This is a genomic window from uncultured Phascolarctobacterium sp., assembly GCF_937920985.1.
GTDB lineage: Bacteria > Bacillota > Negativicutes > Acidaminococcales > Acidaminococcaceae > Phascolarctobacterium_A.
In genome coordinates this window covers 65,095-81,344 of sequence record NZ_CALDXR010000043.1, presented here as the reverse complement: position 1 = coordinate 81,344, position 16,250 = coordinate 65,095, and the positions used below count along the sequence as shown (strand labels likewise).

General features: G+C 35.7%; 17 protein-coding genes and 1 other annotated feature. Of the genes, 1 reads left to right on the top strand and 16 read right to left on the bottom strand.

The genetic code is table 11. The annotated features are described in order from the left end of the window. Positions 1–9: 9 nt before the first annotated feature. Positions 10–1,020: a homoserine O-succinyltransferase gene (metA, locus tag Q0612_RS07815; protein ID WP_021719217.1), complete on the bottom strand. Its 1,011-nt coding sequence runs from the start codon at positions 1,018–1,020 to the stop codon at positions 10–12. 86 nt (positions 1,021–1,106) lie between these two features. Then, positions 1,107–1,366: a binding site (T-box leader), on the bottom strand. Between the two features lie 470 nt (positions 1,367–1,836). On the opposite strand from metA, the gene Q0612_RS07810 reads away from it, so the two are divergent. Then, the gene (locus tag Q0612_RS07810; protein WP_298882992.1) at positions 1,837–3,039 is read left to right on the top strand and encodes a Fic family protein; all 1,203 of its coding nucleotides are present in this window, start codon (positions 1,837–1,839) and stop codon (positions 3,037–3,039) included. A gap of 222 nt (positions 3,040–3,261) precedes the next feature. On the opposite strand, the gene Q0612_RS07805 is transcribed toward Q0612_RS07810, so the two are convergent. From Q0612_RS07805 to Q0612_RS07735, 15 genes are all read right to left on the bottom strand, one after another. Beyond that, entirely contained in the window at positions 3,262–4,089 is an 828-nt protein-coding gene (locus Q0612_RS07805) for a DNA adenine methylase (protein ID WP_298882989.1), read from the bottom strand. Between the two features lie 24 nt (positions 4,090–4,113). Continuing rightward, positions 4,114–5,739, bottom strand: coding sequence for an AAA family ATPase (locus Q0612_RS07800; protein WP_298882986.1), 1,626 nt, complete (start codon positions 5,737–5,739; stop codon positions 4,114–4,116). 153 nt (positions 5,740–5,892) lie between these two features. Beyond that, on the bottom strand, positions 5,893–6,165 hold the full coding sequence (locus Q0612_RS07795; RefSeq protein ID WP_298882984.1) for a hypothetical protein: 273 nt from the start codon (positions 6,163–6,165) through the stop codon (positions 5,893–5,895). A gap of 335 nt (positions 6,166–6,500) precedes the next feature. Beyond that, on the bottom strand, positions 6,501–7,676 hold the full coding sequence (locus Q0612_RS07790; protein ID WP_298882982.1) for a glycosyltransferase: 1,176 nt from the start codon (positions 7,674–7,676) through the stop codon (positions 6,501–6,503). A 186-nt stretch (positions 7,677–7,862) separates the two neighbouring features. After that, entirely contained in the window at positions 7,863–8,711 is an 849-nt protein-coding gene (gene rfbD, locus Q0612_RS07785; RefSeq protein ID WP_298882979.1) for a dTDP-4-dehydrorhamnose reductase, read from the bottom strand. Between the two features lie 9 nt (positions 8,712–8,720). Further along, complete coding sequence (gene rfbB, locus Q0612_RS07780) at positions 8,721–9,740, bottom strand: dTDP-glucose 4,6-dehydratase (RefSeq protein ID WP_367181708.1); 1,020 nt, start codon at positions 9,738–9,740, stop codon at positions 8,721–8,723. Between the two features lie 41 nt (positions 9,741–9,781). Next, a complete protein-coding gene (rfbC, locus tag Q0612_RS07775) occupies positions 9,782–10,327 on the bottom strand; it encodes a dTDP-4-dehydrorhamnose 3,5-epimerase (protein WP_298882976.1) in 546 nt (181 codons plus the stop codon). 15 nt (positions 10,328–10,342) lie between these two features. Next, the gene (gene rfbA, locus Q0612_RS07770) at positions 10,343–11,221 is read right to left on the bottom strand and encodes a glucose-1-phosphate thymidylyltransferase RfbA (protein WP_298882973.1); all 879 of its coding nucleotides are present in this window, start codon (positions 11,219–11,221) and stop codon (positions 10,343–10,345) included. 78 nt (positions 11,222–11,299) lie between these two features. After that, positions 11,300–11,620, bottom strand: a complete 321-nt coding sequence (locus tag Q0612_RS07765) for a CatB-related O-acetyltransferase (protein ID WP_298882970.1) — start codon at positions 11,618–11,620, stop codon at positions 11,300–11,302. Next, entirely contained in the window at positions 11,617–11,958 is a 342-nt protein-coding gene (locus tag Q0612_RS07760; RefSeq protein WP_298882968.1) for a hypothetical protein, read from the bottom strand. Before Q0612_RS07760 ends, Q0612_RS07765 begins: the two co-directional genes overlap by 4 nt. Positions 11,959–12,025: 67 nt before the next feature. Further along, positions 12,026–12,982, bottom strand: a complete 957-nt coding sequence (locus tag Q0612_RS07755) for a glycosyltransferase (RefSeq protein WP_298882966.1) — start codon at positions 12,980–12,982, stop codon at positions 12,026–12,028. Between the two features lie 42 nt (positions 12,983–13,024). Continuing rightward, positions 13,025–13,468, bottom strand: coding sequence for a hypothetical protein (locus tag Q0612_RS07750; RefSeq protein WP_298882964.1), 444 nt, complete (start codon positions 13,466–13,468; stop codon positions 13,025–13,027). Positions 13,469–13,554: 86 nt separating this feature from the next. Then, complete coding sequence (locus Q0612_RS07745; RefSeq protein WP_298882962.1) at positions 13,555–13,887, bottom strand: glycosyltransferase; 333 nt, start codon at positions 13,885–13,887, stop codon at positions 13,555–13,557. A gap of 461 nt (positions 13,888–14,348) precedes the next feature. Next, a complete protein-coding gene (locus tag Q0612_RS07740; protein WP_298882959.1) occupies positions 14,349–15,167 on the bottom strand; it encodes a hypothetical protein in 819 nt (272 codons plus the stop codon). Then, complete coding sequence (locus tag Q0612_RS07735) at positions 15,124–16,239, bottom strand: DegT/DnrJ/EryC1/StrS aminotransferase family protein (protein WP_298882955.1); 1,116 nt, start codon at positions 16,237–16,239, stop codon at positions 15,124–15,126. Before Q0612_RS07735 ends, Q0612_RS07740 begins: the two co-directional genes overlap by 44 nt. Positions 16,240–16,250: the final 11 nt, after the last annotated feature.

Below are 16,250 nucleotides of genomic sequence, written 5' to 3'. Positions count from 1 at the left end.
ATCTTCAAATTATTGGTTGGCAGGAATTGCGGCACCCATGCGCTGCAGCTGCAAAAGAATTTTGTTATATTCGCCTATAGCCTTATCCAGCTTGTTACCGCTCGCCGGTGCCAGCTCGTGCAAGTCATACGGCGTATCCTGGTAAACGATGTTCAGCCAGTTCATATAGAACAAATGCGCGTAGCTGCGCCATTTAAATACCGGCTCCTGCGTTGTATCGCCATCAGGGAAGTAGAATTCCGGCAAATCAATAGGCAAATTCTTTTTCTTATCGCGGAAATATTCATTAGCCAAAGTATAGCGATCATATTCGAAATGGCCTAAAACGAAGATGCGGCGCAAATCCTTGGTAGCACAGATGTTGATGCCGTTTTCTACCGAACGTGACAGCACCTGCAGTGCCTTACAGGCATCAATCGCATCATCATCCACAGCAGTATGACGTGACTGCGGAATAAAGTATCTGTCGTCAAAGCCACGCAGCAGCGGATGATTTTTCACCGTCAGGCCGTAGGGGAAGATGCCAAACATCTTCGCCGGCAAAATCGTTTTGTTTACGCCGTAATAATGATACAAGGCAGCCTGCGCGCCCCAACAAAGTGTCATCGTAGAATAACAGTGATATTCCGCCCAGTCCAGATAAGCTTCGATTTCCTTCCAGTAATCTACAGCCTCAAAGGGAATAGTTTCTACAGGCGCACCCGTCATCAAGAACGCATCGTAATAGCGGTCCTTAACATCGTCAAACTCCAGATAAGCGCGGTCAAGATACGAATTATCGGTATGCGTAGTTTCGCGGCTCACAGTACGGCAGAAATCAACCTCTATCTGCAGTGGAGAGTTCCCCAAAAGACGCAGCAGCTGAATTTCCGTCGGCTTCTTCAGCGGCATCAGGTTCAGCACACACACCTTCAGCGGACGAATACGCTGCGTCGTCGCGCGTTGCTCAGTCATGGTAAAAATTCCTTCCTCCTGCAGTTGGCAGATAGCGGATAAATGGTCATTGATTTTAATCGGCATTGTTTGTTCCTCCTACATTTCCTAACTTAGATTTTCGACTTGCTACAGGAGGAAGAGCAATAAAAAAGCTTCCGTTCCTGTAAAAATACAGGGACGAAAGCGTTGCTTCGTGATACCACCCTAATTCATCCATATGTCACCACACGGACCTCATCAAGTACGCAGGGGTTGTTTACCCTTTAATACTCCAGCACTGTAACGGGTGCACCCGGACGGCCTAAATGCAAGCATCTCAGCCCATCGGCTCCAAGACCATCTTCAATGTCACCACCTGCTCCCTCTTGCACCGTCACGAAGGCTCTCTTTGCCAGGCTCGTACATTTACTCTTCTCTTCATCGCTCAATATTAAGCTATAGGCATGATAATACAGTAATTCTTTGTAACTGTCAACAAAAAGTTGCAGTTTTCTCGTAAAAAAAAGGAAATACGCTAATTTTTGTAAAGTAGGTTACAGAAATTAGCATAATATTATTAGCAGCAGTACCTATGGTATCCGGATTTTCCGGATGCTATGTGTACTGCTTTTTTGTTTGGCAGCTTATGTTGTATTTTGCTGAAGCAAATATTATAATTAAAGGAGAGAAAACAGTATGCCGTTAATATCTTCTTTCTACGGTATGCACATCAATTCGCAAGATTTTAATTGTCTTTTGGAAAATTGGCCTTTTTTACCAAAGACGTTTGCTGTCTTTTGGAAAATCGGCCTTTTTTGCCAAAGACGTTAATTGTCTTTTGGAAAATCGGCCTTTTTTACCAAAGACGTTTGCTGTCTTTTGGAAAATCGGCCTTTTTTACCAAAGACGTTAGGAGTAAATATGAAATACGAACCACTAAAAAAAGTATATTACACCAACGAAAGCGGCTATGAATTAGAGTATTCAAAACGCTATGCCGCACCTTTTACCCAACATTTTGATATGCCCATCAAAGAATATAATCGCAAAAATACTTATTCAGCATTTCTCATTTACACGCAAGAAATAGCGTTGCTCACGGAGCAAATATACAAATCATACGAAACGCTGCTGTATGTAATACATTCTGTACCTAATGTAGTATTAGACCAATTTACGTTATTATCTATACTTGAAGAAGTTAAATCTACCAATGAAATAGAAGGTATCCATAGCACAAGGAAAGAATTGCGGGATATCATTGACGGTACGGCACCACGTTCGGCACGTTTCACTTCAGTAATTCATAAGTACCAAGATTTGCTGGGGAGAACGGATATAGAATTCAAAACATGTGAAGACGTAAGAGCTTTTTACGATGATTTTGCACATGCTGAAGTTATTGCAGAAAATTCTGACAACGAATTAGACGGTAAATTATTCCGAAAGTTTTCTGTTGATATTGATTCAGGTACTGGCAAAACCATTCATCAAGGAGTTATGCCTGAAGAAAAAATTATAAGTTTAATGCATTATGCTTTGGAGCTTTTAAACGATGAAAGCGTTCCATTACTTGTTAGGGTAAGTATATTCCATTATTTTTTCGCTTATATCCATCCCTTTTATGATGGTAATGGCAGAACGGATAGATTTATTACTTCTTATTTTCTATCTAAACACTTCCACCCATTAGCTTCATTAAGGTTATCTATTTTTATAAAGAAAAATCGTGCAACTTATTACGCTCTTTTCAAGGAAGCTGACAGTGAAAGAAATAGAGGCGATATGACTCCGTTTGTCACTGGCTTTATGCGACTCTTGTTATCTACTTTCAATGATACAATTGCAGTACTTCAACGTAAAGAGGCTCAGTTGGAAACATACAGAGCTAAAGTTGATAAATTTATCAGTGATGATGATTTACTGCAAAATATTTACTACATTCTCTTGCAGGCAGCTTTATTTTATGGTCAAGGTGTCCCGATGGCTCAACTAGTAAAAATGACTGACAAATCTCAAAAAACTATAAAAATACGCCTTGAGTCAATGCCTAGGGAACATTTGCTAATTACTACTGTCAACAGAGTCAAGTATTACAAGTTAAACCTTTTGATGTTTAAATAATCAAGAGCGGAAGTTTTTTGCATTAGTCTATTACTTGCAGTTTGGTCGTAATCATCAAATATGACGCGAATATAAAATCTCAATTCAATAATATATAATAGGCACATGGAACATCGATCTATGTGCCTATTTTTCATTCTTCTACCTCCCTATAATATCTCCCTCCTAAACACAATATTTAATGTGGTTTCACTTTCACAAAAAATAAAAACCACTATTATGTCAAGGAATAATCAAATTATGGCTATAAAACATAAATTCTTTATCTCTTTTACCTACATTAGTACCATAAGTAACATCAATAAGAGAACTTCGATAGTTAGAATATAGTTTTTCAATAAATTCACAGTTATCATAGGTTACAATCCATTTTTTTCTTATCTTAGTTATTCGTTTTTTTAATCTAGTATGATCAGCTTCCGTAAAGTAATTTAAATACAACTGTCCGCCTTTACCAACATAAGGCGGATCAAAATTTACCAATCCGTTACTCTGTCCTTTAAAAATATCGGAATCCAAAAAATCAAATACATCTAGTCCATATACTAAAATTCTATCCCTTTTTTCCCCTATCTCTCTAATTTTCTCTACAAGTGATACTCTATTAAATCTTGCATCCATGCCATAGTTTCCTTCTTGGTTAATCCCTCCAATCAGTCCTCCCTTTAATACTCCTGATACATTAACGCGATTTAAGAACAAAGTTGCCTTACCGATTGTTAACAAATCATATTCTTCTTTGTTATAATATATTCTTTGCATATCACGCCATTTTTTTACACTAAACTCTACTGTTTTAACAAAATCACAAAGTTGATCAGTATGATTCAAAACGGAATACCATAATGCATATATAGCTAAGTCTGAATCATTAATAATAATTTTTTTTACATCATTTTTAAAAAGTAACTTTAATGCCAAACCAGCACCACCAGCAAATGGTTCAATATACGTATTATGTAAATTATTTTTATTGATAATATCACGCACGATATCGTAAAGTTTTGTTTTCCCACCTGGATATCGTAACGGTGAAGGTGTTGTAGGCATTTTTTTATGCTCCTTATATTAGAATTACTGTACTAGGCTTTTGAGTAAATCTTTTTCAATTTCCTCTAACTGTTTGGAGTAAACAGATACTTTTTTAAGTTTTTCTACAAATTTCTTTATAAATGTCACACACTCATCTTTATGATCTATCTGCCAGCGCTTATAAAGTTTATTATTGGCACGTCCCCAATATGCTTTTTGTGAAAGAAACCAGTTTTTATATTCTTGAGTGTGACTTGCACTAGGAATACTACCAAAATTTCTAAAACAAATCTGTTTATTATATTCCCCAAGCTCTTGTCCCCAAAAAGAATCATTTTCAGGCAAATCCTTTAACAACAAATACATTTGGTGTTCGAGTGCTAATTTGCATGGTAGTGCTAAAAGATTTCTATGAGCACGTGTTATTTCATTACCTTTGTCTCCATCTATAACAAAAATAATATTTTCAAATTCTTTAATTCGCTTTGCAGCCAGTTTTAATAAAACATCTGATGATAATGACACCTCATTACCTTTTGAATAAGATGGAATATTTAAGTAAGCACTAAATTTATTCTGTGTTATAAATTTAAAGAATTCTGCGCCCCTATCATCTTCAAATAAAACTGTTGTCTTTGCAACTTCTTTTTTAGCTACTATAGCCTCTAAATCCGCAGACATTGCTTCAAATGTTGGATTGTTTGCTACTTTTACAATTCCCTCACGTTTAAATAAGTATATTACTTTAGACATATTTTTATAGTTTCTACAACATAATTTAATTATATGTTGAGAATGAGTAGTAGCAACAATCTGAAGTTGTAAATTCTCAGACGCCCAAATAAGAAACTCTAACAGCTTTTCCTGCGCTAAAACATGCAGTGTAGCATCCAACTCATCAATAACTAATAATCCACCTTGATAATTTTCGCCCAACTTCTTTTTTAGTCTATCAAATGATAATACAGCTGTAATAAATTGTCCTAAATTATCTTGTCCAGCAGAAATAGCTTCAGCATCATAACAGTCTGTTTTAAAACCTAAAAATTCCTTATACTCTGTAGATACATATTCTGGTGTAGTGTTTTCTTGAACAACTGTTATCGAAGCCATCCACTTTGAATAAAACTCCTTTTCATCATCAGTAAGATTAAAATTTTCATTTAAAGATACATTCTTAGAATTAGCTAAAGGAAACAATCTGCTAAGCCCTAAATATATAACAGGGTGTGGATAATTACCTTCACCTTTCTTTCTCGTTCTACCAACAACAAATCTTAATTTATTGTTGGTTTGATCGGTTCTTTTATTAGACTTTACTTCTAAAACTTGTTCTTGTTCATTTGATTTTAAGCCAACTTCATATATATATTGTCTTACTTCAGGATCATCATATTTTAGAGACATACGAAATACCTTGGAATAATCAGATTCAAATGTATCACCAGAAATTGTTCTAGTCTTACTTTTCTCTATACCATCATAAACATTTGTGTAGGATTTATATTTCTGCGTGAATTCAAAAGGCTGACAAATCATTCCCAAAACAGTTGATTTAGATGTTGCATTCTGACCTACTATCAAAGTAATATTTTTGCCAATTGTTATTTTTGAATCTTCTTCAAATTTACGAAAAGCCTTTATTTTTAAATAGTCTACTGTTAACATTAATACTATCTCCATTCTAAAATCTATTTATCGATTAAATCCTCATATGACCATAATATAGATACTAATGTAATAACAACATTTTTTCACTCACGTTTCTACTAATCATAATAGTATAGCATGTATTCGATTTTTATTATATTAAAATTTTTTCTAAATTACAATAAGCAGTTGCACACTTTTTGAAAAATAGGATGCATAGATTTTATCTAGCTCACGGTCAAATAATTCATCTGATATTTTCTTTTTAGAAAGTGCATTACACCAATCAGCTATAAACATAATATCTTCGCGGCTATAATTGTCCATCCTCTTTCCTTTACGGATGAATCTTCTGAGCAAACCATTATAGCGCTCATTACTGCCTATTTCCCAAGAACTGTAATGATGCACTAATCCTATCTTTGTAGAAGTGTCTTTCTCCATTTGCGAGAGTTCCGATAACTCCCTTCCATTATCGCTAATAAATATCTTAACCACTTGGCTTAATTTAGTACCATAGTATTCCTTTATGTAAGTAATGCCTTCTTTAACGTTTTGCCGGTTATCTTCAATGCGATATACTTACGTGTTATATGTTCCGCAAGAGCCAACATCACGTTGTCACCCTTGCTTTTACTTACTATAAATACAACGCCGTCGGTTACGATAATGTTAACAAAAAGGACAATTGGAAAAAGGATATATTACCGCACCTCACCTATTAGCGTGAACAACAGCTCCTTACAATTTTAAATAACATTTTCTTAAATGTCATTAATTTAATGATTTAAGAGCTTTCCTTGTGCGACCTGCTTAATCAGCTTTTCCCACATATCCCAAATCTTTTCAGAATCATATTGTTTCATGTCTTCTTTTGCAGCTTTTCCCATCTTATTACGCAATTCCTCATCACTAATAAGCTTTTCTAAAGCTTGCGCAAATGCATCTACTCCATCTTCGCATAAAAAGCCATTCTCACCATCCTTGATAAGTTCGTTAACAGAAGTACAATTCTTATAACCAACTGCAGGCAATCCTGCACTCATTGCTTCAGTTAAAGCAAGAGGAAAACCTTCAAAAGTACTTGGGAAAGCAAAAATTTTAGTTCTGAAAAGTTCCTGTGAAATATTAATTGTTGTTCCCTTAAATAAAACTCTATTCTCTAATTTTTTCTCAGAAACCAATCTCTTTATATCCTTAAAATAATTTGCATCCCAATCAATTTGCCCGTAAAGCTCTAAATTCCAATCCGGATACTTTGCAGCAATTAAACTAAACGCCTCTACCAACAAATATTGTCTTTTCTGTACTTTATCAAATCTTGCAACATTGATAATTACATTTTCTTTAGCGCCTATGAATTCACCGGCTGAATACCGAGGCACAACATTAGGTATGTAAATGACATTCTCATGTTTAATATACTTCAATACTTCCTTACGGTAGCTTGGCATAAGAACTTGTATTGCACTACTCTTCACAAGAGCTTTAAGCGTATCTGCAGAGGCATTTTTTAAGATAAGCTCAGCACTATTATGAAACATAGTTATCACAGGTATTCTAGTTTGAAGATTATTTTCTAATATGCGTGTTGCGGTATCATTAAACGAAATAATGACATCCGGATTTTCTTCTGCAATAATCTTTTCTATTCTTTTCGCTTTTTTTAAATCATAAATTCGTTCACGATACAAACCACGTTTATTTTTATCAATTATGAAAAAAGTCTTTAGTTTTTCAAATACATTTAATGATGCTTTAAAACCTATTCCCGCATTAATAAACTTTACTTTTCTATCTAGCGGATAAAACAGCTTGCCTTCTTTATTTTCCAAGCAAACTCCAACTACATCGTGACCTCTTTCTACCATTGTATTCGCCATATTGCAAAATACTTTTTCCGCTCCACCTTTGGAATCTATCATGGGCAATAAATTAAATAATAAGATTTTCATCCTGCGCCACCATAAATAACACAAATCAATCAATTGATAATACTATCGTTTTTTACAACATATATAACATTAAGTCATATAACTTTTTAATCACCATCTTGCTTTCAAGTTACCTTTTCTTACAAAAAAATATATTATCCCAATTTATGTAAAATAAATCACAAAATTGGGATAAACTTTATTTTATTAAATATTTTTTAATAAATCTACATACCGCTCTACAGCATCTTCCCACTTCGGCAAACGTGCAAACCCATTTTCCACAAGCTTATCCTTACTCATTCTGCTATTCTTCGGTCTGACAGCCTTCGTAGGATATTCAGCACTTGTAATATGATTGACCTTTACATCCATACCTGCTACAGAAAAAATCTTCTCTGCGAAGTCTGCCCAACTGCAAACTCCTTCGTTTGTAGCATGATATATCCCATACTTTTCAGTCTGCACCATATCAACAAGCAACACTGCCAAGTCTGCTGTATAGGTAGGACTTCCGACTTGGTCGGCAACCACATTCAGCTCCTTACGGGTTTCTCCCAGCTTGAGCATTGTCTTGACGAAATTGTTGCCATTTACACCAAACACCCAGGAGATACGAACAATAAAGTATTTATGCAATAATTTTTTTACTGCAAGCTCGCCCATAAGCTTGGTTTGACCATAAACATTACACGGAGCAGTTACATCGTCAGGCTTGTAAAATTGCTCTCCGGTACCAGGGAAAACATAGTCCGTACTAATATAAATCATTTTAGCATTAATTGCTTTGCAGACCTTGGCAATATTTTCTGTACCATCAGCATTTACTCTGCTGCACAGTTCCGTTTCATCCTCTGCTTTATCTACAGCAGTATAAGCACTGCAGTGAATTACAGCATCCGGCATATAGTTGGTAATAAATTTATTCGTAGCAGCAAAATCAGTAATATCAAATTCTGCTCTATCTGCTCCACAGCAATCTATGCCTTGGCTATGCAGTTCACGCATAACATCATAGCCAAGCTGTCCGCCTACGCCTGTTACTAAAACCTTCATAAGATTACCTCAACGATTTCCATACATCTTCTCATAATAATTCTGGTACTCGCCATTAATGATATCTTTCCACCACTTTTGGTTTTCCAAATACCATTTAATGGTCTTTTTGATGCCGTCAGCAAACTTTGTTTCCGGCAGCCAGCCAAGCTCATTATGAATTTTAGTTGGATCTATTGCGTAACGCATATCGTGGCCTTTGCGGTCAGTTACGTGCGTAATCAGGCTCTCCGGCTTACCAAGTTCCTTACAAATAAGCTTAACGATATCTATATTGCGCATCTCGTTATGACCGCCGATATTATATACCTCGCCTACTCTGCCTTTATGAATAATCAAATCAATAGCCTTGCAATGGTCTTCAACATACAGCCAATCGCGTACATTCAGGCCTTCTCCATACACCGGCAGCGGCTTATCTACCAAAGCATTAGCAATCATCAGCGGAATCAGCTTCTCAGGGAAGTGATAAGGGCCGTAGTTATTGCTGCAACGGGAGATAGTCACAGGTAAACCATAGGTTCTGTGATATGCCATAACAAGCAAATCAGCTCCTGCTTTAGAAGAAGAGTACGGACTGCTGGTATGAATCGGCGTTTCTTCCGTAAAGAACAGGTCAGGTCTATCAAGCGGCAAATCGCCATACACTTCATCTGTAGACACCTGATGATAACGCTTAATGCCATACTTACGGCACGCATCCATCAAGGTTGCTGTGCCCATGATGTTCGTCTGCAAGAAAATACCGGGATCTTCAATAGAGCGGTCAACGTGCGACTCCGCAGCAAAGTTTACTACGATATCAGGCTTTTCTTCTTCAAAAATATTATTCACTGCTGCTCTGTCACAGATATCTGCTTTTACAAAGCGAAAGTTAGGATTATCCATTACAGGTTCAAGCGTAGAAAGATTACCTGCATAAGTCAGCTTATCCAGACAAATAATGCGATAATCCGGATATTTTTTCAGCATATGAAAAATGAAGTTACTGCCAATAAAGCCAGCACCACCGGTTACGATAATATTCATAATTTACACCTCACTACCTACTGATTACGAATCAGTTAGTCTTAAAATACTTCACCTAATTCACTCAAGAACGGATTTTTTTCATCCTTGGCAGAAAGAATAGGATTCTCGATACCCCAATCAACACCAATCTCTGGATCATTCCAACGAATACCGCCATCAGCTTCAGGCGCATAGTAGTTATCTGCTTTATACAAAAATTCTACTTCATCAGTCAAGGTCACAAAGCCATGACCAAAGCCACGCGGAATCATAAGCTGTTTTTTATTCTCAGCACTCAGTTCTACCGCCACCCATTGCTTATAGGTCGGACTATCATGACGCAAATCAACCGCCACATCAAGCACAGCGCCACGTACACAGCGCACAAGCTTAGCCTGTGCTTTATCTCCCTTTTGGAAGTGAATGCCACGTAAAACACCTTTTTTGCTACTCAAGGAATGATTATCCTGGACGAAATCATAGAACAGACCAGCCTCTTCCATTTTTCTCTGGCTCCAGCTTTCCATAAAAAATCCTCGGTTATCACCAAAAACATCCGGTGTAATAATAACAACCCCATCTAACTTAGTTTTTTCAAATTGCATATGCTTCACACTTTCTTAATAAATAATCTTACCGTCTGCAACCTTCTGTAAATACTGTCCATACGGAGATTTACCATACATTTTTGCTGCATCCAAAAGCTGCTCTTTCGTAATCCAGCAATGCAGATATGCAATCTCTTCCAGAACCGCAATAGGAATACCTGCGTTTTCTTGTACTGCTTTTACAAAGTCTGAAGCTTCATTAAGACTTGCTACAGTACCAGTATCAAGCCAAGCATATCCCCGACCTAAGGTTACTACCGAAAGCTTGTCATCTTCCAAATAGATTCTGTTTAAATCTGTGATTTCCAACTCACCACGAGCAGAAGGCTTTAAGCTTTTTACATACTCACAAACCTTTTCATCGTAAAAATATAAACCAGTAACAGCATAGTTGCTCTTAGGCTGTGCAGGTTTTTCTTCAAGCGAAATAGCCTTGCCCTCAGCATCGAATTCGACCACGCCAAAACGCTCAGGATCATTAACAAAATAACCAAATACCGTTGCACCTTCTGCATTGGCTACAGCCTGCTGAAGATGCTTCGTCATGCCTGCACCATAGAAAATATTATCTCCCAGAATCATAGCGCACTTATCGCCTGCAATGAATTCTTCACCCAAAATAAACGCCTGCGCCAAGCCATCTGGGGAAGGCTGAACCTTATAGCTAAGATTAATACCATATCTGCTGCCATCGCCTAAAAGACGTTCAAAATTTGGCAGATCCTGCGGCGTAGAGATAATCAAAATATCTTTGATGCCAGCAAGCATCAATGTAGACAGCGGATAAAAAATCATCGGCTTGTCATAGATAGGCAACAGCTGCTTGCTTGTTACCATTGTAATTGGATATAAACGTGTGCCAGAACCTCCAGCGAGAATTATGCCTTTCATAAAGTTTCACTCCTCTTTATTATTTAATCATACGGTTATTGCGTTCATTACTATTGCGACATTAATAATCTCCAATTTTTATTCATTATAATTTTTTGCAATAAAAGCCTCTACATCTTGCATTAACACAACATTTTCTCGTATTTTTTCATCATCCCAATTCCACCATTGTATTTTTAACAATTTTTCTATAATGTCTTTGGAAAAACGATATTTAAGTATACGATTAACGCCCCCTATTACTGCATATGGTGGAACATCTTTTGTAATTACACTACCAGCTGCAACCACTGCGCCATCACCAATAGTTACTCCTTCAAAAATAATGCATCCCGCTCCAATCCAAACATCATTACCAATTATAATTTCTCTATCATTTTCTGATATGTAGTTATTCATATAATTTTTTCTACGAACGAAAATTCCTTGAGCGCGGCAATTGGACTAGTTGTAACCCAATCTAACCTATGGTCGTTTGCTACTAAAAGCTGTCCTTCAGCAATAGAACAAAAAGCCCCTATCTTTTTTACACTATCTCTATATAAATGCTCATAACCATAAGTATATTTACCTACAGGTATCCCGCTATACTTATCGAAATAATATCTTCCCAGTGTATCTATTCTACCATATTTTTTTGAACGTTTGAGAATACACTTAGGTATCTTATTAGTTCCTATAATTATGCGTATTAAAAAACAATAAATTTTGTCGCAAACAGAAATTTTATAATCCATTAAAAGCCACTCCTAAATATCGAAACTTACTTTGATAAAATGATATCTCGGTTTATCAACAAGGTTGTTATTCTCTCCGCTTATATTTAAATTTTATATATCTTTCAGCAACACCTAAATAAACCATCATACACTGCCGCTTTGTACCAAAACTGATATCTTTATCAAATAAAATCTCACCAATATTCTTTTTTATAAACTCTTCACATTCAGAAATTAGAGAATCCCATTCTCCCAAATAACCTCTTTGCAAAACAGTATAAGCCAAGTTTGTCGGAAAAACAATACTTGCATCGCCTAACACATCCTTGTATTTTCTATATCTATCTAGTGCTATTTCAAAGGCAGTAATCCTGTCTCTCAAACTCTCTCCTGTTGACAAACTATTTTTCCTTCCAACATAGTAATATAAATTTCGTTTTAAATATACAATATCATTTACGTTCAAAGCAATATTTGTCAAAAACAAATAGTCTTCTACATATTTAGTTTTAACATCAAACCTTAATGATTTATAAAATTTCCTTTTAATAATGCTGGTACAAACAGAACAATTAATATGTTTTTGTTTTATTAGCTCCTTTAAAAAGATATTCTTTTCAATTCTTCCTTCTTTAAATATAGTGATACTCTTATCTTTTACTTCTCCATCGTATTCCACACGATAGTAATCATAAATCAAAAAATCAGGGCTTTCATATTTTTTTACTGCCTCCAGTAATGTACTTGCGTAAATTTCTGCTATATAATCATCTGGATCTAGAAAAGTAATATACTCACCAGTTGCCTTTTCAATTCCAGCATTTCTGGCACTACTTACTCCTCCGTTTTCTTTATGAATTACCTCTATATTATCATGTGCTTTTGCAAATTCATCAATAATAGCAGCACAATTATCTTTACTACCATCATCAACCAAAAACACTTCTATTTCTGAACATAGATTAGGTACTAGTGATTCTAAAAATTTGCCAATATATTTTTCTACCCCATAAATAGGAACTATTATACTCAATTTTTTCATAATGTATATCTCCCAAATAATTAAAACGATAGTTGCAAATCATTAATATTTTTTCCCTAATCTGCCAATAATAAAATCAATAAAACCCGTTGCCATATACTTAAGCTTATTCCATTTGTCATCTTCAAAAAACAATACATCTTTTATCAAACTTATATTAGCTTTTATAAAATAATTCCACGCTCTTTTTACGCCAATTATTTTATAATGTTTTTTCAGCACCACAAAGCGATTTCTAAACATATAATATTTACGGATTTTATTATGATTCTGCACCTTGGTTCTTCGTCCTAAAAACATGTGATAACTTGGATTACCTAACGAATGTAATAAATATATACCGGTTTCATTGGTATATATATTGAACCCAGCTTCTCTTCCTTTATAAATAAAATCTGAATCGACTTCATCTATAAATAAATCTTCATCGAAACCACCTATAAGTAAAGCATTTTTTACAGAAATAATATTACCGCTAGTAATCATGTTTTCCGCCAAAGTCCATTTAGTACTACTTTTTTTACTATCAGCGAGTATACAAAAATCAGGTTCTACAATTTTCGGTCCTATAGCTAATGTCTTACTCCAATCAAATAAATTTCATTAATATAAGTCTCCATTGAATCATCAAAAAAACAACTATCTTGATCCATCGTAAGTAATAAATCATACTTACCATCTGCATATTTAAGTACTTCATTAAATGAGTGCGCTATTCCCATATTTTCTTTATGCTGAATAAATTTAATTTTTGGATTATCAGCGAACCGTGAACATACTATCTCTCCATTACTATTGTCAACTATATATAACTGTTCAATATATCTAATATAGCTTAATATATTATCGATAGTATCTATTTTAGGATTATATAAAATTACACATCCAGCTATTTTATAGTCCATACAATATCCTCTTACTTTTTAAATATCTCAACCCTGTTTTTCAACGTATATTTGTCAACAATCCCCTTGTCAATTTCTCTAAAAGGCGTATTTAAAAACTACGGCAGCTCCTACAACAAGCACATTTTGCTCGCAGTAGAAATCGTAATTTTTTATTTCCGCGCTTGTTGTAATAAGCCTCTTTTAAAAGAAAAGTGCTTCTTAAGGATTTAGGTAATACCGGCCTGTACATCAGAAATCAGCTTCAAAATACTTAGCATACTCAATAACATTACTTTGGATTCATTTAAGTATTTAGTCCATGTCCTTGCTACTAGTAGGCCTATCTCAAGCATACAGGATATTCAGCGCCTGGAGAGCACCTATTTCCATACATCTTCTCATAATAATTCTGATACTCGCCATTAATGATATCCTTCCACCATCTTCATTTAATGTTCTTGTTCAATACTATTACAGATTTATTTATATAAATTTTTATAACTAGATGCGTAAGCATTCTCTATATACCCATACTTTTTACCATTAGCATCCCAAGTTCTATTTTCTTTAACTAAACTCACTGGATTGCCTGCATAAACAGAATGTTCAACAGGCAATCTGCCAGACACTACAGATTGTGCTCCAATTATACAATCATTCGGTATAATTGTATTTTTTAATAAAGTTACATTCATTCCCACCCAACAATGATTACCAACGTAAATTCCATCAACAAAGTTTACTAATCGCTTAGTTTTATAATCTAATATAGCATGAGCATCTGTATTATAAATTGTAATTCCAAATGAAAACATGCATTTTTCACCTATAATACATTTGGAATTAGAATTATAAGTAATATACTTCATATCTTCAATACTAGTATTCTTGTTTATTGTAAACTGGGCATTTTCTATATCGCCAAAATAGTCATGTCGTTGTCCCATCTGAATTGAAATATTTTGGTTTAAACTTATATCATTAATCGAAATTATATTGTTATTACCATAGATTTCTATATTTATTCTAGAGTCTTGCCCTACTCGAATATTTTTTAATATTATTGTATTATTTACCCCCCCTATTTTCATTTTAATATTTCCCATAATCTCAGTATCTATATTGATGATATTACTTTTATCATTGGCGATTTTAAAGGTATTCTTTATTTTTCTGCATAATTGTTTTAATTTTCGCCTTATGCTCATATCTACTCCTTTTAAAGCAATGCTCTTTATTCTATAATTAGATATTCTATTTTTTACAATCCAAGACAACTTCACAAATTCTGTCAACATCTTCCAGCGCCAAATCAGCATACAGCGGTAGCGTCAGCACACGTTTGCTGATATGTACGGCGACAGGAGTTTCCATAACATCATATTGGCCATGGAAGCATTCAAAGCTGCTAGTCAGCGGATAGAAATACTTGCGCGCGCCTACGCCGATGTTTGCCAAAGCGTCGAACACTTCGTTACGGCTTGCACCGAAGACCTTCTCATCGAAAATTACCGGGAAGTAAGCATAGTTCGGCTGTACGCCCTCCTGCAGCGGACTAAGCTGCAAGCCCTCCACGCCTTCCAGATAGCTTCTATAGCGTTCTACTACTGCCTTACGTTTAGCAATCTCGCCATCTACGTGACGCAGATTACATAAACCCATTGCAGCGCAGAACTCATTCATTTTAGCATTAGCGCCAACTGCTTCAACACTTTCCGGTCCATGAATACCAAAGTTTTTCAGTTCGTACAGCTTTCTGCCAAACTCATCATCATGATGACATACACAACCGCCCTCGATAGAGTTGAACACCTTAGTGGCATGGAAGCTGTAGCAGGAAACATCGCCATAGCTGCCAATACCGCGGCCATTGTACTTCACGCCAAAGGCATGCGCTGCGTCATAAATAACCTTTAGGCCATACTTGTTGGCAATGCGCTCGATCTCTTCTACATCGCAGATATGACCATATACATGAACTGGCATGATTGCGCAGGTGCGATCATTAATCAGAGCTTCGATTTTTTTTGCATCCATGCAGTATGTCACCGGATCAATATCGCAGAACACAGGCTTCAGGCCATTACGCACAATAGCATGTGTTGTCGAAGCGAAGGTGAACGGCGTGGTTATTACTTCGCCCTGTAGGTTCAACGCCTGCAAAGAAAGCTCCAATGCCAAGTGACCATTAACCACCAAATCTAGCTTGTCCACACCCATGTAGTCGACTAAATCCTTTTGCAGCTGCTGATGCTTTACACCCATGTTGGTCAACCAGTGCGACTGCCAAATATCTTTTATTTCATTTACGTATTCTTCAAGGCTAGGCATTGAAGAACGAGTGACGAGAATATTATTTACCACAATCATTTCACCTCATA

Coding starts and splice junctions, on each gene's coding strand:
- rfbC (WP_298882976.1), bottom strand. CDS start 10,327: ATGCAATTTGAAAAAACTAAGTTAGATGGGGTTGTTATTATTACACCG.
- Q0612_RS07810 (WP_298882992.1), top strand. CDS start 1,837: ATGAAATACGAACCACTAAAAAAAGTATATTACACCAACGAAAGCGGC.
- Q0612_RS07740 (WP_298882959.1), bottom strand. CDS start 15,167: ATGTTGACAGAATTTGTGAAGTTGTCTTGGATTGTAAAAAATAGAATA.
- rfbB (WP_367181708.1), bottom strand. CDS start 9,740: ATGAATATTATCGTAACCGGTGGTGCTGGCTTTATTGGCAGTAACTTC.
- Q0612_RS07755 (WP_298882966.1), bottom strand. CDS start 12,982: ATGAAAAAATTGAGTATAATAGTTCCTATTTATGGGGTAGAAAAATAT.
- Q0612_RS07800 (WP_298882986.1), bottom strand. CDS start 5,739: ATGTTAACAGTAGACTATTTAAAAATAAAGGCTTTTCGTAAATTTGAA.
- Q0612_RS07750 (WP_298882964.1), bottom strand. CDS start 13,468: ATGATTACTAGCGGTAATATTATTTCTGTAAAAAATGCTTTACTTATA.
- metA (WP_021719217.1), bottom strand. CDS start 1,020: ATGCCGATTAAAATCAATGACCATTTATCCGCTATCTGCCAACTGCAG.
- Q0612_RS07745 (WP_298882962.1), bottom strand. CDS start 13,887: ATGGACTATAAAATAGCTGGATGTGTAATTTTATATAATCCTAAAATA.
- Q0612_RS07760 (WP_298882968.1), bottom strand. CDS start 11,958: ATGGATTATAAAATTTCTGTTTGCGACAAAATTTATTGTTTTTTAATA.
- Q0612_RS07790 (WP_298882982.1), bottom strand. CDS start 7,676: ATGAAAATCTTATTATTTAATTTATTGCCCATGATAGATTCCAAAGGT.
- rfbD (WP_298882979.1), bottom strand. CDS start 8,711: ATGAAGGTTTTAGTAACAGGCGTAGGCGGACAGCTTGGCTATGATGTT.
- Q0612_RS07765 (WP_298882970.1), bottom strand. CDS start 11,620: ATGAATAACTACATATCAGAAAATGATAGAGAAATTATAATTGGTAAT.
- rfbA (WP_298882973.1), bottom strand. CDS start 11,221: ATGAAAGGCATAATTCTCGCTGGAGGTTCTGGCACACGTTTATATCCA.
- Q0612_RS07805 (WP_298882989.1), bottom strand. CDS start 4,089: ATGCCTACAACACCTTCACCGTTACGATATCCAGGTGGGAAAACAAAA.
- Q0612_RS07795 (WP_298882984.1), bottom strand. CDS start 6,165: ATGGAGAAAGACACTTCTACAAAGATAGGATTAGTGCATCATTACAGT.
- Q0612_RS07735 (WP_298882955.1), bottom strand. CDS start 16,239: ATGATTGTGGTAAATAATATTCTCGTCACTCGTTCTTCAATGCCTAGC.